This is a genomic window from Legionella qingyii, from assembly GCF_003184185.1.
On sequence record NZ_QHJG01000005.1, the window covers coordinates 133,954 to 155,708 of the forward strand.

A 21,755-nucleotide genomic window follows, 5' to 3' on the forward strand; every position below is an offset into this window, starting at 1 on the left:
TAGGTAAAAATGGCGGATAATGATCAAAATGATGAATATAAATTCGAAGAATTAGATTCTCTTGAGAATGAATCATTAGATACTTCAGAGTTTGATACGAAAAGTTCTGCTCCTGCACGATCAGTAGGAATGGAGCCCCAAAAGAATATTAAGCGTAATGCTTTAATTGCCATAGGTGTTATTGTTTTTGCTATGTTGATGTATAAATTTATCGGAGGGATGTTTTCTAAAAGTACTCCTCCTAAGGAGAGTATAACTCCGGCTCCTGTAGCAGAGATAACGCCCACTCCTCCTCAGCCCGTGACTCAGATTCCACCGGAACCCATTCAACCAAAACCGGTAGTCCAACAACAGCCTCCGGCGGTTCAAGAGAATAATGCGGTACTAGAGCACAAAGTAGCGTCTATTGAGGCAAGCCAACAAACGGTTCAATCTGAAGTGAATTCAATGAACCAGCAAGTAGGAAATGTCAATAATAATGTAAATGCGTTAAATGCCCAAATTACGAAACTGAATCAGATGATAAGCGATTTGAATAATCAGGTGGCGAAGCAATCTGAAGTAATTAACGTATTAATAGAACGTACAAAACCAAAGCCTGTCAAGAAAATAGTTCGTTCCCGCCCAGTGGCACCACAAATAATTTATTATATAAATGCAGTAATTCCTGGTCGGGCTTGGCTAATTGGCACAAATGGTTCTACACTTACAGTAAGAGAAGGAACAAAAATCGCAGGATACGGAACTGTTAAGCTCATTGACTCTATGCAAGGTCGGGTTTTAACGAGTTCCGGGCGAGTAATCAGGTTTAGTCAAGAAGATAGTTGAGGTGTTGTATGGCTGATACATGTACGGGCGGAACAGTAGCTTGCTGGATATCAGGTCAAGTGAATATATTAACAAATATTGCAAATTCGCTGATTCCTGTAGAACGCTTGATTACAGGGGGGGCATACTTAATTGGTTGTGCTTTTTTATTCAAAGCAGTCTATAGTTTAAAAATATATGGTGAAGCTCGTACGATGATGTCGAGTAATACGAGTATGAAAGAACCAATTGTATACTTAGTAGTTGGCGCGATATTTATTTATTTCCCATCGGCTTTTTCATCATTGATGGTGAGTACTTTTGGTTATCAAAATGTTCTCCAATATGCTCCGGTAAATAGTAGTAACCCGACACTTGATACCTTATTCGGTAGTGGGAGTGTTGTGGGAAGGCCTTTGACAATTATTATTCAGGTCATCGGCTTAGTAGCCTTCGTAAGAGGATGGGTGTTGATTGCACGTTCTGCTTCCCAAGGACAACCCCCAGGAGGAACAGGAAAAGGTTTGATTCATGTATTTGGAGGGATATTAGCGATTAACATTATAGGTACAATTGAAATGATTAACAATACTTTATATGGGACATCGTGACAGAGCTAAGCACGATTTTAATTTGATTTAATTTCTAGTAAATTTAAAATTGGGGAGAAAAAGGTGAAGAGTAAAGTCATAAGTAAATCTAGTTACAAATATTGGTTAAGCAGTTTTATTTGCTTAAGTTTATTGGCTTTGGTGAGTCAAGATGCTGCTGCAGGAGGCGGAATGTCTATAGGAGGAATGGCATCAACGATTACCTCATCATTTACAAACTTGACCAAATTAATCACTGCAGGTTCTTACTTGGCGGGTTTGGGCTTCTCAATTGGTGCTATTATGAAATTTAAACAGCACAAAGATAACCCAACTCAGATTCCAATAGGTACGCCAATTGCGTTGGTATTTATCGCTGCGGCCTTGTTGTTCCTACCTTCTATTCTAGGGGTAACCGGAGTAACAATGTTTGGGGGCAGTGGTGGTTCAACTGCGGGCCCAACTGGAACAGTTTATACAAGTGGCAGCTAATTAGCATAGACGTTACTTTTATAATAAAAATGGTAAGATTCATTTCAGATCCTCTCTCCCCAAGGGAAGAGGATCTTTTAATGAGTATCAAATCGAGTAATTGCCAATAAAGTAGATTGTATTAAATGTGAGCCAGGAATATGGCAGTTAATCAAGAGCAAAACAAATTAAAATTAATGGCTACGCCAGGTTCATGGCGTTTGTATTCTGCCAGAAAGGTAGACGAGCGATTTAAATCGTTCGAGCAAAAAGTATTTCAAAGAGATAGATATACGTGTAGGTTTTGTGGATTTCAAGCTCGCTTATTCCAAGAAGTGGTGAATCTTGATAATAATTATGCTAACAACAAATTAGATAATTTGGTTACTTCTTGTTGTTTCTGTGCACAGTGCTTTTTTGTTGAATCTGTTGGCGTTGGTGGCTATGGTGGAGGAACATTAATTTATCTTCCTGAGCTAACTCAAGCCGAGTTAAATAGCATATGCCATGTACTGTTTTGTGCGATTACCAATGATACGGGATATAAGTCCAGTGCACAAAATATTTATCGAGCTTTCAAATTTCGTTCACAACTTGTGGAAGAAAAATTTGGTGAGGGAACAAGCGACCCTGCAATATTCGGTCAGCTAATGATTGATGCGGGCGTAAATGACGAAGAGAGAAGATCTCAATTGTTTAAAAATATACTTCTATTGCCTTCAAGAGCCAAATTTCGTAAACAAATTGAAAAATGGGCTGCAAGTGCATTAGAAGAAATTTCAAGTTAAATGTGAGGAAAGGAATGGCGCATTGGTCAGAATCTTTTTTTGAAGGAGTAGATACCTTCTTTGCCTGGCTAAGTACATCGCTCAAGCAAACGACAGAATCATACATTGATTTAGAAACAGCTGATAGTTCAACAGTGTTGGTTAATCACGATGGTTCTCTGCTATCAATTTTGAAGGTTGAAGGAGTCTCAGCTCTTGTAGGAAATGCAGAATTTGAAAATTTGGTTGCAGGGCTAACCAATTCATTTCAAGCCGCTATGGGACGTCCAGGACACGCTCTGCAGGTTTATTTTAGTCATGATAAACAAAACATAAAAAAGTTGATCCAAGATACCTACCAACCAGCTACAGCTACAGCAAAACGACTCGAACTGAATTTAGCGGACTTGTTTGAAGAACGAGTTAATTATATGGCACAGTATTGCGCGGAAGAACGAGTTTATTTTGTGCTGATTACGCGACCCTTCAATTTAACATCAGAGCAATTAAAGGCTGCTAACAAAGCCAAAATGAAGATGCTCAAAGATAAGAAGGCTCCCCCTTTTAAAAACACCCAGACTATCTATGCTGCGATCCCAGAGTTACGTGACACCCATGATGCCTATGTTCGTTCCGTTATGAATGATCTGGATTCGCATCATGTGTTTGCTAAGTTACTGGAAGTTCACGATGCAATCCATGCAGTTCGCATGACTTCAGATCCTGATTATACTGCCGATGATTGGCGACCAAGTTTGCCTGGAGATAGGGTAACAGTTAGAGAAATTAATAGTTTTGAAGGTGATCCTTCTGATTTATTATGGCCTTCATTAGCAAAACAAGTATTTCCTCGTGACGCCGAAGTATTAGATTTGCGAACAGTTAGGGTTGGGGATAAGATTTATTCATCAACCTATATCGATTTATTCCCCAAAGATCTAAGACCTTTTATTCAGTTATTTACTCGTATATTACCTTCACATGTCCCTTGGCGAATCTCTTTTTTGATTGAGAGTGAAGGACTTGCCACGATTAAGCTTAAGGGAATGTTGGCTGCGATTCTTACTTTTAGTTCGGCACAAAATCGTTTGATCAGTGATTCAGTGAATTTATTAAAATACATTCAGCTTAATACGGATGAATCAATAGTGCGCTTGCGAGTTGTTGCAACAACCTGGGCACCTGAAGACAGACTTCCATTATTACGCCAACGTAGTTCTGAATTAGTAAAAGCCATTGAGGGATGGGGTTCAACCGATGTTTCTGAAATTTGTGGCGATCCGTTTGGTGGGTTTGTTTCCAGTATGTTAGCGGCTACGCTCAATAGCACCGCCGTACCTACAGTTGCACCACTAAGTTCGGTAGTATCCATTTTGCCTATTACCCGTCCGGCATCACCTTGGACAAAAGGTGCCTTGCTTTTTAGGACACCTGACGGTAAGCCTTGGCCTTTCCAACCAGGCTCTACGGAACAGACTACTTGGATTGATTTGGTTTATGCACGCCCAGGTTCTGGTAAATCAGTTCTATCAAATGCGATTAATTTAGCATTATGTTTGTCTGGGGGATTGTTACGTTTACCACGTATTGCGATTATTGATATTGGACCTTCAAGCAGTGGACTCATCTCTTTGCTGAAAGAAGCTCTTCCCGCATCAAAACGTCACCAGGTTGCTTATCATCGGTTAAGGATGACCCCTGAATATTCAATTAATCCTTTTGATACGCAATTAGGGTGTCGCTATCCTACAGCATTAGAGCGTGCTTTTTTAGTTAACTTTATTACGCTGCTTACCACTCCTCTTGGTGCGGAAAAACCCTATGATGGTATGCCGGATCTTGCAGGTATGGTTGTAGATGAATTATATAAAAGTTTGGCTGATGAGTATAATCCCGCACCTTACTCCCCTGGGGTTGAGGAATTTATTGACAGTATTTTGGAAGAAATTGGTTTTATTCGTGATTCAAAATCAACATGGTGGGAAGTAACAGATTCACTTTATTCAGCAGGATTTATTCATGAAGCGATGTTGGCTCAACGCTATGCGATGCCTTTGTTGGCAGATGCTGCATCAATTTGCCGTACTCCATCTATTGAAGATTTATACGAAAGAATAACGGCACCGACAGGTGAGTCCCTAATTAATGCGTTTTCGCGAATGATCTCCGCTGCGGTTCGGGAATATCCTATTTTATCGCGTGTAAGTGCATTTGATATCGGTGATGCGCGCGTGGTATCACTTGATCTTGATGAAGTTGCAAAAAGTGGTGGAGATGCTGCAGACAGACAGACAGCTGTTATGTATATGTTGGCACGTTATGTCTTGGCAAGACATTATTATTTAACTGAAGAGAGTCTAAATAATATACCGGATCAATATAAGGAATATCATAAAGAAAGAGTGCAAGAAATTCGCGAAGATCACAAACGTATTGTTTATGACGAGTTCCATCGTACTTCAAAATCTGCAGCAGTACGCGAACAAGTCATTATCGATATGCGTGAGGGACGTAAGTGGAAAGTACAAATCGCCTTATTATCTCAGTCAGTTGATGACTTTGATCCCGTTATGATCGATTTTGCTACTGCAATTTACATTATGGATGCAGGACCTTCACAAGCGATCGAAAAAACGACTGCAATATTTGGACTTTCGGATACTGCAAAAACTGCTTTGCGCACCCGTGTACATGGACCAAGACAAGGTGGGGGAACGTTTTTGGCACAGTATGCCACTAAAAATGGTGTAAATGTGCAATTGCTTACCCTGACTTTAGGGCCTGTGGAACTCTGGGCGTTTAGTACTACAGCTGAAGATGCTACAGTGAGAAACCACTTATATCGACATCTTGGCCCTGCAGAAGCAAGGCGTCTTTTGGCTGCATTATTTCCTAATGGTTCCGTTGCCAAAGAACTAGAAACTCGATTGAATAGTATGAAAGAAAAAATGGGTTTGATTGAGGATGAACTGAAAGAAAGTATTGTAGAACAATTAATTAACGAAATCCTTGATGCTTACTCAAAAAATCCTGATGTTAAGAGTTTACCTGCTAAATTAACATGAGTTAGACCTAAGAAGTATAAAATAATAGCTTTATACTTTTTAGGTTACGAGATGAACTTATCCAATAAAAATGCGGCTCCTTTTATGCGGGATCCTTTCTAAATAAATCCAGTTCGATATAGGAATATAATACTATGTTTTTTATATCGAACTCAGGTTAATGTAATTTAATATTATCTTAATAGAACTTCCATATAATCGTCCTCGTTCTGAATCATGAATGGATTTGTTGTGTGCAAATTCATTCTGAAAAGATTAAAAAATAATAAAAAAGGAATGTTTAAAATGAGGTTCTATATGAAAAATGCAATCGCTGTTTTGTTTTCATTAGTAATAGGTATTAATACAAGTTTTGCTCTGACAAATACGAAAATTCCTGATGAAATGTTCATTAAAGAACATTGGATCAGTTTAACCACAAGCTATGACATTGAAACAAAAACACGAAAACTAGGTACTTTATATCGAAAATTCTTCAGTCTCTTATTAACTTACGAATTTTTTGATCCGTTCGATAACAAATTGGCATATGCCCGATCAAAATTCTTTTCTCTGACGGCCCATTTTGATGTTTACGATAATTATGAAAATTTTATTGGGGCAGCTGATGAACGATTATTTGCTTTTTTCCCTACCTTTGATATTTATGGACAAGATGGATATACAAAATTGGCTAAGGCGAGTATGAACTTCTGGGGTACAACCTTCACAATCTACGATCCGGTAACAGATAAAGAAATGGCTACTTTATATCGACCATTTTTTAGGCTGAAAAATGACTGGACTTTTACTATTACCAACCGAGTATTATTCAATCAAAAGGAAATTGATTCTCGCGTACTCATGACTGTAATTGCATTTCAGGGCGATAGAGAATATTGGGAAAGTACTCACCGAGATAGTTTAAAATCAATAACAAAGAAATCGAACCAAGCTAATGAAGTGACATCGGAGCAGGTAAGTGGACTTTTGGAAAAGATCGCGACAGTTAAGAAACAAGAAGGTCTAGAAAATATAAAAAATCCAGATCCAAAAATGATGGATGTTATTGCTAATGAGCTGGAAAATAACTATAGAGAAATGCATGCGCTTGATGCGTCAACACCAACAAATCAGGAAAAGCTTGCTGCATTCGCTGAGTATTGTTTGACTTTGGTACAATCTAATACCCTGACTAATGAAAAGAAAAACGCCATTCTTTTCTTGCTTAAAACACGTTTGGAAGGGGCTGTGAATTTAATTCGATAACCTGCTTCTATATTAAGTGAGTCATTTTTTAACTATAGCCTTTTGGGGGACACGATATGGCTTCTCCCAATAGGATATACGACCACGTCATCTTGAGGAATTTACAATTAAGGATCTCCAAATTTTAGCATGGCATTATTTTATTATAATGTCATACCACTTACAGGAGATCCCTCAATATGTCGGGACATCATTATGTTCGGGCTGGTGGTGCTTAACGCTATAGTGTTCAATCACAAATTTAATTTGTTCTCATGGGCAAAGTTACAATTACTTTTAAACCCCCTTGCAAATTATTAGTTAACGTAATATCGCCTTGATGCATTTGGATAATTTCTCTGGCAATTGTTAATCCAAGTCCAGTGCCGCCTGTACTGCGTGAACGCGAATTTTCACCTCGGTAAAAGGGCAAGAAAACGTGCTCTAGATCTGCTTCTGCTAATCCTGGTCCCTGGTCTGTAATTGTAATTTCTATTTTATTTTGTAAACAATCTAAGTGAATCATCGCCTTATAGCCATAATGAACTGCATTATTAATTAAATTATTAAAAGCACGTTTTAGTAAATTTACTGTACCATAATAGACAAACTTCGTGGTTTCACTAGTAAAACTGACATCATAGTTTAATTCGGTGGCATCATCTTTCAGTGATGAAAGCAGCGCTACCAAATCAAAAAGTTGAGGTTTTTCCTCAACATTTACATCTCTGAAATAATCCAGGGTTTCACGGATCATGACTTCCATTTCATTGATGTCAGCCATTATTTTGTTGTAGTTGGGATCATCTTCCAAATATTCTGCACGTAATTTTAAACGGGTTAACGGTGTGCGCAGATCATGCGAAATCGCAGTAACTACTCGAGTTCGATTTGCTAAAAGTTTATTCACTTTTTCTTGTAGATCATTAATTTTTTTAAAAATAGTTTTTTGATCTTGATTTCCAGTTATTGGGATAGGTAACCAATTTTCTTGGTGTTCGCTGTAATGAAGGCTTTGGATTAAAGTATGAATTGGTTGATTGAGTGTGCGTACGGCCCAATAATTGATGAAAAGTAACGCCCCAATTAGGATAAGAAACAGGCTGACAACTGAGTTTGCTTGCACGGGAAAAAAGGAAATTACCTTGATATTTAACCAGTTATTCTCCTTTATAAAAACGGAGAATTCTAATTTTTTATTTTGTTTTATTAAATTAAAAAGCACTGGAGCTTTTAAAGTCAAAAATGCATTTTTATCGAACAAGGGTTTAGGGGATAAAGTTATTTCTGCCCAAGAAATACTTTGATTTCGTAAGATCAGAGGCCATATGGATTGGGGGTTTTTTTGTAATAGTGTCACAAGATGAGTCAACGATCGTACTGCTTTGGGGGGAAGGGGGGAGCGGATGTTTTCATAATAATATTTCCCCAGTTGCATGAGTGAAAAAATTATTAATAAATTCCCCAGTATTAACCCAACCAGGGTTTTTTTTGCGGTTTTAGTTAATTGACTCATACCAAATCAACCTTGGTTTTGAATTGGTAGCCACCGCCTCGAATCGTTAATAACAATTTGGGGTTCCGAGGATCAATTTCAATTTTTTTACGTAAACGTCCGATTAGAACATCAATTGTTCTATCTTGCGAATCACAGTCTTTGTCATACAACAAATCCATCAATTGATCACGACTTAGAATACGCCCAGGATGCTCCAAAAAAATGACCAAGAGCTCATATTCACGATGACTTAAAGGGATGGCCACGGATTCTTTATCAATCAAAGAATGGGTATTGCGATCAAGAATCCAATTATCGAAATGAATTTGTTGTAATGGAGTGAGTTTTTTACGATCATGCTCTAATTCACCCTGAGTTCTTCTTAATTGTGCTTTGACGCGAGCAAGTAATTCACGTGAACTAAAGGGTTTGGAAATATAATCATCTGCACCCAATTCCAGTCCAGCAACTCGATCAGCAATACTATTTGCTGCGCTGAGCATAATAATTGGCATGCTATGAGTTTGCCGAATTGTTTGGCATAAATTCAATCCATCAATTCCTGGGAGCATAATATCTAAAATAATTAAATCAAAATTATTTTCTCTTAATAATTGTTTGATATTCAAGCCATTCAAGGTCCAGGTGGTTCGAAAACCATTTTTAATCAAGTAATCATTAATCAAGTGCGTAATTTCTTGATCATCATCAATAATCAATATGTGGTTTTTTCTTGTGCTCATGAATCACCTGATAAAAGAAATGTAATCTTGGGCAATGAAGCAGAACCCAGAGGTTTTTTTAACGAGTAAAATTACGCGTTGTACTCAGACTGTATTATAACAGCAAACGGCCCTATTTTTAGCATTGTAACAGTGTTGTTACAATAAACAGTGTGTTTGTCATATTCCTTTTACATTGCTTCATTAAACTTATCAATGAATCCAAATAGGAGAAATAAAATGAATATGAAACGATTCTTATTGGTTAATAGCTTGGCTTTCAGTGTATTAAGTACCTCTATCGCAATAGCACAACCAGTAGTATCTAGCGCGACAGTCTCTATAAATCAAACAGATCATTATCGTCAGCATGTTGGTAAGCTGCTAACTCCTGAGCAGCGTTCAGAGTTGGCTAAAATCAAAAAAAATCTTCGCGAACAAATGGCTCCATTAGTTAAAGAAAAGCGCGCCCTAAGTATGCAAATAAGAGGTAAATTAGCTACTCCTAATGCGAAATGGAGTGATATCTCGAGCTTGGTAGAAAAAAGAAATCGTGTTCATGCGAAAATAAGTACTCTATGGGCTCAAACCCAATTTCAAACCTATCAAAAATTGGGTGTTTTATTGCCTGTTCATCACGGTCATCATTGTCGTCTTCAGAATAAGAATTTTGCTAAAAAATCATAAGATGCAGCGGACGGTTTCGTGTCTTATGCGAAACCGTTTACTTTTTTAATTCAATGACAACAACTTTTATTGGATGTTTACTCATGTTTTCATCGGTGTGCAATTCACCAGGGACATCTTTAGAGAGATAATACGCTTTATCTTTTTCCAATTTTAAGAAATGTACTTTTCCTTTATTGTTAACTACTTTCAACACTCCATTATCTAAGGCAACAATGACTCGATTGTGTTCATGTCGATGCATTTTTAAAATTTGTTTTTTATTCGGATAAATCACTGTTGTCCAGACAGAGACCTCTTTGTTTGATAGTTGAGGAATGCGTGTGGTTTTCTTTATATCTGCATAAGAATTTATTGATGTTAAAAATGGAAGAATACAAAGGAGCAACGTGATGTATTGTCGCATAATGTTCACCATGAGTTTTTGGGAGACTATAATATACGGAGCCTTTTTTAAGAAGATTTATTAGCAAAAATAGTAGATCGTTTGTTTTAATTTCCTTTATCTATGGCCATCAGTTCTGTCACTGTAAGTTTGTTAGAATACTTTTAAGAAGCATCAGTGCACTTTGCAACAACAATCTGTTTAATTAATTCCGTTAATAGCGTGTAATTTTCTATTTTATGGGAGGTTGCACGCCAGGCTACGCCAATTTCTCTGTAGGCATGGTCGGTTTTTAAAGGTAGGGAGACTAAATCAGTACCGGTAAGGATGTCGCTGTTAATTGCAAGATTAGGCAAAAAAGTAATGCCAGGCTGATGGCTTACCATTTGGATTAAAGTATGCAGGCTGGTGGCAAAAAAATGATTGATTTTTTTACTTTCTTTTAATTGACATGCTTGTAATGCATGTCCTGTTAAACAATGCTCTTTTTCCAGAAGGAAAATACTGTTTTCAGGCAATTTACTGATTTCTTTGTCAAAACCTTCCTGTGACCAAGTTTTTGGTAAGACAAGTTTAAAATAATCTTTGCATAATATCTGTGTCTGAAATTCTTGGGTTGAGTAGGGCAGTGCTAATATAACAAGATCAAGTTTTCCTTCACTTAAATAGTTCAAAACATTGTCTGTCGTGTCCTCTCTGATAAATAAAGTGAGCTCTGGATAAAGTTGCTGACATAGATTCTGTAAGTCACTTAAGATAAAAGGGGCAATGGTAGGAATTACTCCCAAATAAAATTTACCTTGCATCAGCTTTCCTTGATTTCGCGCGTAATCCACTAAATCGTTACTCTGTTCAATGATTAGTCGACCGCGACGAACAATTTCTTCTCCTAAAGGCGTAAACAGAAATGTTTTATGATCGCGCTCAAGTAATTGTGCCTCCAAAGTTTCTTCAAGGCTTGTAATTGCTGCACTTAAGGTTGACTGACTTATAAAACATGCAGCCGCTGCGCGCCCAAAATGTTGATGGTCATATAGTGTAATTAGGTAATGAAGCTGTTTAAGACTGATTAATCTGCTCATCGATTTTTCCGATTAAAGTAATCTGTTTTATTCATTTTAAATAATTATATACCATAACTATAATTTATTTGAACGAAACAAATGAGGAGAATTTTATGTTAACTGTTGGTCAAAAAATTCCAGAATTTTCTATTGTTGCAGCAAAACCTGGTTTTAATAATCATGAAGAACATGGTGTGAGTGCATTTGAAGTGATTACTGAAAAAAGTTTTCCGGGGAAATGGAAAGTACTTTTTTTCTATCCTAAAGATTTTACTTTCGTATGTCCAACAGAAATTGTGGAGTTTGCAAAATTAAACAGCGAATTTAACGATAGAGATACGGTAGTACTTGGAGGGAGTACTGATAATGAGTTTGTTAAATTGGCTTGGCGAAGAGAACATAAGGACTTAGATAAGTTAGATCAGTACAGTTTTGCTGATGTGCATGGAAAATTAACTGATGGTTTTGGTATTAGGGATGAGGAAAGTGGGTGTGCTTTAAGGGCAACATTTATTATTGATCCGAACAATGTGATTCAACATGTTAGTGTCAATTCATTAAATGTTGGGCGTAATCCTCAAGAAATATTGCGTATTTTGGATGCCTTGCAGACTGATGAGTTGTGTCCTTGTAATCGTCCTATTGGTGGTGAAACATTATAGGCCTGAGCAAAATTCAGAAGTTCTTATCGATAAGAGCTTCTGCAAAGGAGAGTACTATGTCTATAGAACAATTGAAACAAATGATACCCGATTTTGCTAAGGATATTCGTCTAAATGTGAGTAATATATTCGGCAATGTCTCGCAATCAGGTTTAACAGAAACCCAATTTTATGGAGTTGCATTAGCTGTTGCTTACACTTTAAAAAATAAGCGGATTATCGATGCCGTTAAAACAGAGGGTACATCTTACATAACCGCTGAATTGGATCAGGCTGTAAAAACAGCAACTGCTTTGATGGCAATGAATAATATATATTATCGGGCAATTCATTTGGCAGAAAACAAAGAACTTTTATCAATGCCTGCTAATTTGCGTATGAATGGTATGTTAAATCCTGGGGTACCTAAAACTGATTTTGAGTTATTCGCTTTGGCCGTATCTGCAATCAACGGTTGTGGGATGTGCATCCATTCACATATAAGGCAATTGTTGGAGCATGAGTTAAACAAGGTTGCAGTACAGTCTGTGCTTCGTATTGCAGCGATTTTAAATGCATTGTCCTTTGTTTTATCACACGATGAACTCTAAATGGGTAGTTCTGGGTTAGGGTTTAAAATCTAACCCGGAACTAAAAGGTCCTCTCTTTCTTTGAAGTGTGCTTGATCTATGCTTATGCGTCTTGCCAGCCCTCGGGCTCTAAAGGAATAATGAGCCATAATATGAGGTATGCGATAAGTGCTGTGCCTCCAATGAGGAAGAAAATCACAAATATAATTCTCATCCATACCGGGTCGACACCAAAATAAACTCCTAAACCACCGCATACTCCAGCAATTTTTCGATCTTTACGAGAGCGCCATAACTTTTTGTAGGGTTGAGTCATAATTTACCTTCAATGAATGTTCCTAACAATTTAGTTAGGATTGTGATAGCCATTTTTTTCCTTCAACAAGACGAGCAACCATCATACTGCTTATACTATTACATGTTACATTAAGCATCGTTGCAAGTGGATCAATAATAATACTAATTGCCGCAATTGCTATTAAAACTGAAGGAGGAAATCCATAGACACTGAGTATGAGTAACTCACCAAGCATGCCTCCACTTGGAATTGCTCCCATTACTGTGCCAACTAATAATGAAATTCCTAGGGCGGTAAGCAACACACTGGGGCTTGAAAAGTTTAAGTGAAAGATTCCAAATAAAAAAGCAATCTTAAACACCCCACCTATTACCGATCCATCTTTATGGATGATGGTACCCAAAGGAATGACTGTTTCATAAATTTCAGGAGCGACCCGCATTTTTTTTGCTGCCAGTAAATTAGCAGGAATACTCGCAGCACTACTGCAGGTGGCAATTGCAGTAACTCCGGGTAAAAAAATAGCACTCCAAAATAATTTTATACCTTTAGTTTTCCCAGCAAAATAGGCAAATGCTGTCGAAGCAATAATAAAATAAATTATTCCAGATGAATAATAAAGAACCGCAATTCTCAGGTAATTAGCCATCAACTGAGGGCCTAAGTCATGGACTAACACCGCGAAATAAGCAAAAAAACCAAATGGCGCGTAATACATAATCAAAGCGAAAACACGCATGAACGTTTCTTCACCTGCTTTTAAAAAATCAACAAATATCGTTCCTTTTTCATTTTTACTCGATGCAGCCAGGCCCACCAGGATTGAAAATACAATGAGTGCCAGAATATGCTGCTGCGAAAGAAGTTTGCTAAATTCAGGAACAGTAAATATATCAGCAATTTGATTAAGGAAACTTAATGCAGACGTTTTTTCTGGAACATTGAGTGTTAATGCGACTCCTTGAGCAGGAGGAAACAGGCTTACAATGAAAAGCGCAAAAACGGCGGCTATGATTCCGGTAAACAGAAATACAATCATCATATAAAAAGCAATCTTACCCAGTTTACCCATAGAGCCAATTCGTGCGATTGCTGAAGAAACACTAAAAAAAATTAAAGGGACAATTGCTGTAAAAATTAGGTTAAGAAAAATTTCTCCAAAAGGCTTTAAATAGAGCGTAGCCGGCCCCAAAAAGTATCCTGTGAGGCCTCCTAGCAAAATGGCTGTAATTAAAATAAACGGAAAAAAATAAGGTCCAAAAGTTTTTTGGGTGCTCATTACTATTGCCCTGAACTATTTTTAGGAACTGTTGTTATTGTATCTTCTTGCCTATGTAACATGCTACCTATTGATACACATTTAGTAAAATCCAATGCATGAAATGTGAAGTATTTTAATTTTTCAGACCAATTTTTTATCATTAAAATTCAGTAAGATACCGATATATTGGGTATAAAATGCAATAATTGAATCAATAGTTCCCACCGTGTATAATCGACTGCGCTTCTAATGTAACCCACTTGTGAGGATCTTTATGCCTACAGCTAATCCAGTTGTTTACAATCACGCTGCTCTCCTATCCTGGCAGAAAGAATTAACCCCACTCGAACTGCAAATATCAGAACATTTACAATTCGTTGAACACCAGAGGCAACAGCTTGGTCCGAGCGAAGAAGAATTAAGATCCCTGAATTTACGTATTTCTTTAATTGAACACCAGATTTCTATGGATATTGGGCTGGCTCAGGATTTCATGCGTCCTAAGACGCATTATTATGGAGAATATATTCGGGTACTGGATACCTTTGGATTGCAACTGGAGTTAAGTCGTTTGGAAGAGCAACGTGATAGAGTCAAACGAACTATGTATCCATATGAGCAAGCAATTATTGAAGCCCAAAAGCGTTTGCAGGAATTATTTTCTCGGAGAGACTGGTTAAATGAGCATATTCCAGCTGCACAGTTATTTTTAGAAACATTACAACAAAATCCTATGAAGTCGGTTCAGGATTTGACCAATAGGATTTGGGAAGCATTCGTTAATTATGAAGATACGCACTTGGTCGGCCTTTCTCCTCAGGTACGTATTTGCTTGATGGCTGTTCAATATATGAATCTACTAACTGCCTACCCTGGAGTCGGTGATCCTGGCTATCTGAATCAAGTCCATCGCAGCAATTATCTTCGTTTGTGTGGTTTGTTATGGGATATGTACTCTAACGTAAAAGAAGAAAATAAAGATGCTGAGTTTGAGAATGTTCTAAGACGCCTTGTTGAAAGTGCTCATGTTGCGCAACATGGTGATTTACCTTATCCAATGTTAACAGGTTATAGTGCGACTGCCTGGTTTGAAAGTAATAAACAAACTGCACCAGCCTATTTTGCAATTCAAGAACAATATTTGCCCATTTTAGAAGAACAAACCCTTAACAATGGACTTGCTTTTATTACTCAGAATACACCGTTAAAGCCTACGGCACTTCAAAAGCACATCATGAATGCGGCCAATTTAATTGATGCAGAAGTGAAATTTAAAAAGCAAAATCATGAGGAAATTGATTACCATTTTTATGGCCGAACTCTTCAAGTACTGGGCGGATCTTTGGTTAATCCTACAGATAAGCAATTAGCGACACGTTTAGGAAAAATCGCTGAACATGCATCCGGAAACAAATCCATTGGTAAGGAAGTTTTAGGCGGTCTGCTCATTGTATTTGGGGCATTGCTCATTTGTTCTAGTATTGCTGGTTTTATCACTACTTTTGGTTCGAGTTCTGTACTAAGTGCCTGGGGTATTTCATTAGGGCTAAGTTTATTAGAAACAGAACTTGTTTTTGGGGTTGCCTCTACTCTAGCAGCAGCTACTGGAGTTGGATTAACATTTTTTGCGGGTCCTAAAGCTATTGAATCAGGAGCACGTAAAGGTTTATCTCAAGAACTTATAGATATTAAAGAAGGGATTGAGAACTATGATGACCCTCCACCCTATAGTGCGGTTGTCTTAAATTAATTTATCTCTGCTTCATTGCATCACGACACTATACTCTATAATCTAGTAGAAAATTAAAGGAGTTTGGCTTATACCAAAACTCCTTTGCTCCTTACTTTCATATGGATTAATGAAGATGAAGCAAAAATATTTTTTTGGACATAAGGTTTCTCCTAATACACATAACGCTCAAGAATGTTGTATTCAAATTCCATCGCCCCAGGATATAGAGCAAATGCATGCGATGCCGGCAGGTGCGGATGAAGATCAATTTGAACGCTTAAAAAATATGACTCAGTTGATTGCAAAAATTCAATCAACTGATTCTTCATTATCTGTAGCTACTACCGATTTAGTGAAGCTGCCGAAACACTGGAATCAATTATTTGCTGCAATGAAGAAAGGAGATGCGGAAGTTGCATTGACTCTTCTAGCTCAATTTCCTGAAGAAGATGAAATTCTCCAGGCATTATTAGCAGTACATACACTAAAATATTTGCAGGAACTCATTATTTATTGCATTCAAGCACAAAAAAAAGGATGGAAACAATTATCCCCAGATATCCTTATTACACCTGGAGCATTTGAAGTATTGATTAAAGATATTGCAATGACTTTGTTTCATTCGGGAAAAATACATTTTTCTTTTGGCCTGCCGACGCACCATGCGTACAGTGATGAGGGAAGTGGCTTTTGTATTTTAAATAAGTCAGCAGTGTTAATTAAATACCTGCAGCACTTATCGAGTAAACCATTGAAACACATTATTGTTGGAACTGATGTAAATCGAGACAATGGCCTATGCGATATTTTGATGAATTCTGCTTCAGATATGGATATACATCATATCGATATTTTTGACTCAAGGGTTTATCCCCAGCAAGATGATGCCTTTATTACTAAAGCATTCAAACAGAGTGCAACAGATGTTGGACAAAAAATTCAGGCATGGCAACGAGGCAGTTTTAAATATTTTGCAGTAGATTTAAGTCTTACTGTACGTAAACCCGGTTTGATACATCCTGCTTTAGTTTTTGCATTAGAAAAAATTAAAGAAGAAATAAAACTGGCTCAAACGAACCAACAGAAAGTCGCTCTATTTCTGCCAACAGGTTGGGACTCTCATGAAGAGGAAACCGCTTATTGTGGTAAATTTGTTGATGGTCACTTAATGGGACGTGCCGAGGCGCGAAAAACTCGTTTTAACGCAACAGACTTAACCTTTTTTTATGAGAATTTATTTAAGATATATCAAGAGAATAAAAGCTGCATTGAAAAAGTATATTGGGGGTTAGAAGGAGGATATGATCAAGAAATGTATGAGCAACAAATTCAATTATTAATATCACTAGTTTTAAAAGATATAGTCCATCAGGATACAAGTGAACTCGTACCTGATAGTCCTAAAAACTTTTAAGAAATATGTCTTATCCGCAAGCAGAGCCGCCTGGTTAGGCAAGGTATTCAAGGCAAATAATAAAAGGGATTTGGCAACTTAAATACCTTTTGAGCATATCCACCTTTAAGATCACTATATTGATCTCCTATGGAGGCTACAATGGTGTAGCCTTTTTCCGTGAGCATTTTTCGTGTATGTGATTTAAACGGAATAATGGATTTTGAGGAATAATTCATGGGGCGCAAATACAGACCTGACCATCCGGTATAACCTGCTTTGTGTAAATTTTTCTCTGTTGCTTGTCGCTCAGATTCATTTCTGCCTGTGACAAAAAATACTTTAATACCATGATTTCGTGCATCTCGATATAAAGTGAGCATAGGTTTGATTGCCGGGGCATTAGCAGCCATTATGTCTTGATGATACGCTTTGCGATTTCCACCAAAATCACGTTCAATCATGTACTTATAATTCGATAAGCTGGTTTCATCGATGTCTAGAACCAGAGCGAGCTTTTTATGCGATTTATCTTTTAGATTTAATTCAACTTGTTGATCAATATATTTTTGGGCTTTTTTAATAACTTGTGTTAACTCTTTTTGATAAAGACCTGAATTATAATAACTTTTTAGTTCATTTTTTACTAAGGTGAGATTCGGTGGATCTGAAAAAATTGGATTTGAAAAAAGAAACGCCACACCAAGTGCAATTAGAGTGAGTGATTTATTGAGAAAACGCGTCATTATTCATCCATTTTTTACTAAATGACAGAATTATATCTTTGTTCATTTGTTTGTCAAATCAGTCCCAAATTAAAGTTTTAAATAATTATATTTTTGACTTTATTAGAGTGTGTTGACATTTCATTTAATTTCGCCTGCTTTTCCCGCTTTATTGATAAATTGATTTATAAATCATTCCCAATTGACATCCGATCATCTGAAAAAATCGCTCACTATAGGATTGGGAACTGGAAAGAGGTTACGTACTTATGTGGATAGCCTATGCATCCTCGGTTATAATGCGCTCTTATTTTTGTTTAGAATTGCCATTCTTATGCATTTGAAGCAATTAAAATTAGCCGGTTTTAAATCTTTTGTTGACCCTACGGTGGTTCATTTTCCGAGTCAATTGGTTGCAGTTGTTGGCCCCAATGGTTGCGGAAAATCGAATATAATCGATGCCGTACGTTGGGTCATGGGGGAGAGTTCTGCGCGAAATTTGCGTGGTGAATCTATGGCTGATGTGATTTTTAATGGTTCTTCTAATCGGAAATCTGTAGGTCAGGCTTCTGTTGAACTGGTGTTTGATAATAGCCTTGGACGTTTGACCGGTCCTTTTGCCAGTTATGGAGAAATTGCCGTAAAGCGCATTGTAACTCGCGATGGTGATTCTTCTTATTATTTAAATGGCAGTCGTTGTCGACGTAAAGACATTACCGATATTTTCCTTGGAACTGGTGCTGGAGCTCGTGGTTATTCAATTATCGGTCAGGGTACTATTTCCCAGTTGATTGAAGCCCGACCAGAAGACTTAAGAGTATACCTCGAGGAAGCTGCAGGCGTATCCAAATATAAAGAACGACGACGCGAGACCTTACAACGTATTGATCACACGCGCGAAAATCTAACTCGTGTTGCGGATATCCGAGAAGAACTAGACAAACAATTACAGCGTTTAGAACGTCAGGCTAAAGCGGCGGAACGTTATCTGATTCTCAAAGATGAAGAGCGCTTATGTCGTGCAGAAATTTTAGCATTAAAATGGCGAGATTTTATTGCCCAACAAGAAGTGAAACAACGTCAAATACAAGAATTCGCAGTTGGTTATGAACAACAGCAAAGTGCATTAACAAAAGCAAATAAAGACCGGGTCATTTTGAATGAAACCCTGCACGATGCAGAGGAACAATCGCAACAAATTCAAGCGAGCTTCTATCAGTTGGGTACTGAAATTGCACGTTTGGAAGAGACCATACAACAGCAAACGCGTGAAAAGAAACGTTTGGAACAAGATCAACAGCAAATGCAGGAGGATTGGCGGGTTGCTGCGGAACAACTCAAACATGATAAAGAAGAACTGCTTCAGTGTCAGCAGCACGCATGCGATTTGGAAAAACAACTTGAGCAATTAAAGAATCAATTTACAGAACAAGAAGCTAATTGGCTAGATACGCAAAAACAACAGGCAGAATGGGAACTTCGATGGCAAGAGGTTCAGACTCAAAGCAGTACTCTGAAAAGGGAATTTCAAGTTGCACAAGTTAAAGCGCAGCACCTGGAAGAGAAGCATCAGCAAACCCTTTTAAGATTAGAAAAGCTTCAATTAGAACAAGAAACCATTTCTGTAGCAGATTTACAACAAACTCGGAAAAATTTAGAGAATCAACATACTAAATTAATTGCAGATCAAGAATTTGATGAACTTCAACTCAAACAAAGCCAAGAGAGTGCGGAACAATTACGCGCCAAATTACAAGATATAGAACAAAAGCTGCATGGATTACAAGATGATTTCCATCAGGCAAACAGTGAGTATGCCGCATTGATGGCCGCTCAACGCGCAGCAAAACAAGGTGTGCAGAGTAATAAAAATACGATTAAGGAATGGTCAGAAAAGCCCCGATTAATGGATATTTTACAGGTTGAAACCAAATGGCAATCAGCTTGCGAACGTGTGCTTAATGAAGCATTACATGCTTACGTATTGGAAACTTTTGATGAGTTATGGCCGCACCGAGTACTTTGTGAGCGGCAAGGGGAACATATTGTTACCCTTAGAAAGGGCGATCTCAAATCCGCGACTCATCCACGTCTCATAGATAAAATAAAAGGGGATATCCCGGCACATGTATGTCCATTGGAGCATATTTATACTGCGGAACATTTTGATGAAGCATTAAGCTGGTTGCCTGAGCTGGCAGAGCATGAGTCTATTATAACGCCTGATGGTTTTTGGTTGGGGAAAGGATGGGTGAAATTTGTTACTCCTGAAACCCAGGATGAATTAGGTTTATTGGCCCGACAACAAAAAATTTCTGATTTATCTGTAGTTGTTCAGGAGTTACAACAAAAAATTGAGATCCTGAGAACAGAACGTGACGAGACCCATCTGCAGTTACAGAGAAGTCTGAAGGAAATAGAATTACAACAGCTTAATGTGAATGCCAGTAATGAGGCATTAAGAGTAAATAGTGTGGCTTTGAGTGCTAATGAGCAAGCCATTATTCATGCTGAAAAACAAGCAACCGCTTTAGCATCAGAGTGCGAAGAGTTGAAGCTTATTTTGGAAGAAATGGCAGCAGAAGAATTTGATATAAAAGAGAAATTGCATTCTTTAGAAGAACAATGTCGAGATTATGAACAACAACATGAGCATTGTCTGCGTGAAAAGCAAGAATGGTTGCAAACTCTGGCATTAAAAAATAAACAAATAGAAGAGTCTCGCGTTGTGCTGCATCAAGCAGAGCTGGAATATGATAGAGAACGAAATAAAATACAACAAATTAACGATCGTATCCAGCGGGAACAAGAACGTTTAAATATTTTGCAGGAGCGTCTGGAAAATTTAGCGATGCTTTGCTTGCAAACTGAAGGTCCTGGGGAAGAGCTCAACGAACAACTGGCCCTACTGTTGCAAAAACATAGTGAAGTGGAATTGCAATTGACTCTTGGTCGAGAGCAGTCATCACAATTAAGGAGCGAACTTGAAGAGTGTGAGAAAAATATTTTAAACTGTGATTTTGAGGTAAAACGTATCCAAGAACAAATAAGCCAGACTCGGATGGAAGAGCAGGCTTTGGCAGTGCGTGCTAGCTCCGTACATGAATCGCTTGATGAACTGGGTTTGCAAGCGCAATCATTACTTGAGTTGATTCCTATTGATGTGACCCAAGTTATGCGGGAGGATGAATTAATCGCTCTTTCTGAAAAAATCAAACGCTTGGGTGCTATTAACCTTGCTGCGATTGAAGAATTTACTGCAGAACAGCAACGTAAAGTATATTTGGATGAACAGTATAATGATTTAAATCAAGCGTTGGCAACTCTGGAAACTGCCATTGAAAAAATGGATAAAGAAACCCGCTCACGTTTGGAAAATACCTTTGACGAAGTTAATTCTTCATTCAAGGCGCTTTTTCCGCGTTTGTTTGGTGGTGGGAGAGCGCAGCTTGAATTGACTTGTGATAATCTGTTGGAAGCTGGTATTGTAGTAATGGCACAACCTCCGGGAAAACGAAACAGTACGATCCATTTGTTATCCGGGGGCGAGAAGGCAATGACTGCTGTAGCATTAGTTTTTGCTATTTTTCAGTTAAATCCTTCACCCTTTTGTATGCTAGATGAAGTGGATGCACCTTTAGATGATGTAAATGTAGGGCGTTTTTGCGCTTTAGTGAAAGAAATGTCACAATTCGTACAGTTTCTTTTTATTACACATAATAAAGTTACAATGGAATTGGCAGATCATTTGATTGGGGTAACTATGCGTGAACCTGGGGTATCTCGCTTGGTTGCGGTTGATGTAACACAAGCTTTGGCTATGGAGTAGATG

The 21,755-nt window shown here is 37.8% G+C and carries 19 protein-coding genes; 12 read left to right on the top strand and 7 right to left on the bottom strand.

Translation table 11 applies throughout. The annotated features are described in order from the left end of the window. The first annotated feature begins 9 nt into the window (after positions 1-9). From icmG to DGG96_RS04415, 6 genes are all read left to right on the top strand, one after another. On the top strand, positions 10-828 hold the full coding sequence (gene icmG / locus DGG96_RS04390; protein WP_110141742.1) for a type IVB secretion system protein IcmG/DotF: 819 nt from the start codon (positions 10-12) through the stop codon (positions 826-828). Positions 829-836: 8 nt separating this feature from the next. Further along, positions 837-1,418 (top strand): type IV secretion protein IcmC, encoded by a 582-nt coding sequence (locus DGG96_RS04395; protein WP_110141743.1) that lies wholly within the window; start codon positions 837-839, stop codon positions 1,416-1,418. 63 nt (positions 1,419-1,481) lie between these two features. Next, the gene (locus DGG96_RS04400; protein ID WP_110141744.1) at positions 1,482-1,889 is read left to right on the top strand and encodes a type IV secretion protein IcmD; all 408 of its coding nucleotides are present in this window, start codon (positions 1,482-1,484) and stop codon (positions 1,887-1,889) included. 140 nt (positions 1,890-2,029) lie between these two features. Further along, positions 2,030-2,656, top strand: a complete 627-nt coding sequence (gene icmJ / locus DGG96_RS04405) for a type IVB secretion system protein IcmJDotN (protein ID WP_110141745.1) — start codon at positions 2,030-2,032, stop codon at positions 2,654-2,656. 14 nt (positions 2,657-2,670) lie between these two features. Further along, positions 2,671-5,700 (top strand): type IV secretion protein IcmB, encoded by a 3,030-nt coding sequence (locus tag DGG96_RS04410; protein WP_110141746.1) that lies wholly within the window; start codon positions 2,671-2,673, stop codon positions 5,698-5,700. A gap of 297 nt (positions 5,701-5,997) precedes the next feature. After that, a complete protein-coding gene (locus tag DGG96_RS04415) occupies positions 5,998-6,948 on the top strand; it encodes an LURP-one-related/scramblase family protein (RefSeq protein WP_110141747.1) in 951 nt (316 codons plus the stop codon). Positions 6,949-7,189: 241 nt separating this feature from the next. On the opposite strand, the gene DGG96_RS04420 is transcribed toward DGG96_RS04415, so the two are convergent. Continuing rightward, positions 7,190-8,443 (bottom strand): sensor histidine kinase, encoded by a 1,254-nt coding sequence (locus DGG96_RS04420; RefSeq protein WP_110141748.1) that lies wholly within the window; start codon positions 8,441-8,443, stop codon positions 7,190-7,192. After that, positions 8,440-9,168: a response regulator transcription factor gene (locus DGG96_RS04425; protein WP_110141749.1), complete on the bottom strand. Its 729-nt coding sequence runs from the start codon at positions 9,166-9,168 to the stop codon at positions 8,440-8,442. Before DGG96_RS04425 ends, DGG96_RS04420 begins: the two co-directional genes overlap by 4 nt. Positions 9,169-9,387: 219 nt before the next feature. Here DGG96_RS04425 and DGG96_RS04430 point away from each other — a divergent pair, with 219 nt between their 5' ends. After that, positions 9,388-9,834: a Spy/CpxP family protein refolding chaperone gene (locus DGG96_RS04430; protein ID WP_110141750.1), complete on the top strand. Its 447-nt coding sequence runs from the start codon at positions 9,388-9,390 to the stop codon at positions 9,832-9,834. 37 nt (positions 9,835-9,871) lie between these two features. On the opposite strand, the gene DGG96_RS04435 is transcribed toward DGG96_RS04430, so the two are convergent. Next, a complete protein-coding gene (locus DGG96_RS04435) occupies positions 9,872-10,240 on the bottom strand; it encodes a cupin domain-containing protein (RefSeq protein ID WP_110141751.1) in 369 nt (122 codons plus the stop codon). A gap of 143 nt (positions 10,241-10,383) precedes the next feature. Next, the gene (locus tag DGG96_RS04440; protein ID WP_110141752.1) at positions 10,384-11,301 is read right to left on the bottom strand and encodes a hydrogen peroxide-inducible genes activator; all 918 of its coding nucleotides are present in this window, start codon (positions 11,299-11,301) and stop codon (positions 10,384-10,386) included. A gap of 95 nt (positions 11,302-11,396) precedes the next feature. Here DGG96_RS04440 and DGG96_RS04445 point away from each other — a divergent pair, with 95 nt between their 5' ends. Together DGG96_RS04445 and DGG96_RS04450 are read left to right on the top strand one after the other, a co-directional pair. Next, positions 11,397-11,945, top strand: coding sequence for a peroxiredoxin (locus tag DGG96_RS04445; protein ID WP_110141753.1), 549 nt, complete (start codon positions 11,397-11,399; stop codon positions 11,943-11,945). Positions 11,946-12,001: 56 nt separating this feature from the next. Further along, a complete protein-coding gene (locus tag DGG96_RS04450) occupies positions 12,002-12,535 on the top strand; it encodes a carboxymuconolactone decarboxylase family protein (RefSeq protein ID WP_110141754.1) in 534 nt (177 codons plus the stop codon). Positions 12,536-12,617: 82 nt separating this feature from the next. Here DGG96_RS04450 and DGG96_RS04455 read toward each other — a convergent pair whose 3' ends face one another. Together DGG96_RS04455 and DGG96_RS04460 are read right to left on the bottom strand one after the other, a co-directional pair. Next, positions 12,618-12,830, bottom strand: a complete 213-nt coding sequence (locus tag DGG96_RS04455) for a PspC domain-containing protein (protein ID WP_110141755.1) — start codon at positions 12,828-12,830, stop codon at positions 12,618-12,620. Positions 12,831-12,864: 34 nt separating this feature from the next. Beyond that, entirely contained in the window at positions 12,865-14,091 is a 1,227-nt protein-coding gene (locus DGG96_RS04460) for a dicarboxylate/amino acid:cation symporter (RefSeq protein ID WP_110141756.1), read from the bottom strand. 256 nt (positions 14,092-14,347) lie between these two features. Here DGG96_RS04460 and DGG96_RS04465 point away from each other — a divergent pair, with 256 nt between their 5' ends. Then, on the top strand, positions 14,348-15,823 hold the full coding sequence (locus DGG96_RS04465) for a hypothetical protein (protein WP_110141757.1): 1,476 nt from the start codon (positions 14,348-14,350) through the stop codon (positions 15,821-15,823). Positions 15,824-15,938: 115 nt separating this feature from the next. After that, complete coding sequence (locus DGG96_RS04470) at positions 15,939-17,219, top strand: arginase family protein (RefSeq protein ID WP_110141758.1); 1,281 nt, start codon at positions 15,939-15,941, stop codon at positions 17,217-17,219. Between the two features lie 47 nt (positions 17,220-17,266). Here DGG96_RS04470 and DGG96_RS04475 read toward each other — a convergent pair whose 3' ends face one another. Further along, a complete protein-coding gene (locus DGG96_RS04475) occupies positions 17,267-17,944 on the bottom strand; it encodes an HAD family acid phosphatase (protein WP_110141759.1) in 678 nt (225 codons plus the stop codon). A gap of 313 nt (positions 17,945-18,257) precedes the next feature. On the opposite strand from DGG96_RS04475, the gene smc reads away from it, so the two are divergent. Then, the gene (gene smc, locus DGG96_RS04480; RefSeq protein ID WP_110141780.1) at positions 18,258-21,752 is read left to right on the top strand and encodes a chromosome segregation protein SMC; all 3,495 of its coding nucleotides are present in this window, start codon (positions 18,258-18,260) and stop codon (positions 21,750-21,752) included. Positions 21,753-21,755: the final 3 nt, after the last annotated feature.

What these genes read in the sequence shown, in the direction of transcription:
- DGG96_RS04470 (WP_110141758.1), top strand. Translation starts at nt 15,939, where the DNA reads ATGAAGCAAAAATATTTTTTTGGACATAAGGTTTCTCCTAATACACAT.
- DGG96_RS04420 (WP_110141748.1), bottom strand. Translation starts at nt 8,443, where the DNA reads ATGAGTCAATTAACTAAAACCGCAAAAAAAACCCTGGTTGGGTTAATA.
- icmJ (WP_110141745.1), top strand. Translation starts at nt 2,030, where the DNA reads ATGGCAGTTAATCAAGAGCAAAACAAATTAAAATTAATGGCTACGCCA.
- DGG96_RS04395 (WP_110141743.1), top strand. Translation starts at nt 837, where the DNA reads ATGGCTGATACATGTACGGGCGGAACAGTAGCTTGCTGGATATCAGGT.
- DGG96_RS04475 (WP_110141759.1), bottom strand. Translation starts at nt 17,944, where the DNA reads ATGACGCGTTTTCTCAATAAATCACTCACTCTAATTGCACTTGGTGTG.
- DGG96_RS04430 (WP_110141750.1), top strand. Translation starts at nt 9,388, where the DNA reads ATGAATATGAAACGATTCTTATTGGTTAATAGCTTGGCTTTCAGTGTA.
- DGG96_RS04455 (WP_110141755.1), bottom strand. Translation starts at nt 12,830, where the DNA reads ATGACTCAACCCTACAAAAAGTTATGGCGCTCTCGTAAAGATCGAAAA.
- DGG96_RS04460 (WP_110141756.1), bottom strand. Translation starts at nt 14,091, where the DNA reads ATGAGCACCCAAAAAACTTTTGGACCTTATTTTTTTCCGTTTATTTTA.
- DGG96_RS04440 (WP_110141752.1), bottom strand. Translation starts at nt 11,301, where the DNA reads ATGAGCAGATTAATCAGTCTTAAACAGCTTCATTACCTAATTACACTA.
- DGG96_RS04410 (WP_110141746.1), top strand. Translation starts at nt 2,671, where the DNA reads ATGGCGCATTGGTCAGAATCTTTTTTTGAAGGAGTAGATACCTTCTTT.
- DGG96_RS04445 (WP_110141753.1), top strand. Translation starts at nt 11,397, where the DNA reads ATGTTAACTGTTGGTCAAAAAATTCCAGAATTTTCTATTGTTGCAGCA.
- DGG96_RS04465 (WP_110141757.1), top strand. Translation starts at nt 14,348, where the DNA reads ATGCCTACAGCTAATCCAGTTGTTTACAATCACGCTGCTCTCCTATCC.
- icmG (WP_110141742.1), top strand. Translation starts at nt 10, where the DNA reads ATGGCGGATAATGATCAAAATGATGAATATAAATTCGAAGAATTAGAT.
- DGG96_RS04415 (WP_110141747.1), top strand. Translation starts at nt 5,998, where the DNA reads ATGAAAAATGCAATCGCTGTTTTGTTTTCATTAGTAATAGGTATTAAT.
- DGG96_RS04425 (WP_110141749.1), bottom strand. Translation starts at nt 9,168, where the DNA reads ATGAGCACAAGAAAAAACCACATATTGATTATTGATGATGATCAAGAA.
- smc (WP_110141780.1), top strand. Translation starts at nt 18,258, where the DNA reads ATGCATTTGAAGCAATTAAAATTAGCCGGTTTTAAATCTTTTGTTGAC.
- DGG96_RS04450 (WP_110141754.1), top strand. Translation starts at nt 12,002, where the DNA reads ATGTCTATAGAACAATTGAAACAAATGATACCCGATTTTGCTAAGGAT.
- DGG96_RS04435 (WP_110141751.1), bottom strand. Translation starts at nt 10,240, where the DNA reads ATGCGACAATACATCACGTTGCTCCTTTGTATTCTTCCATTTTTAACA.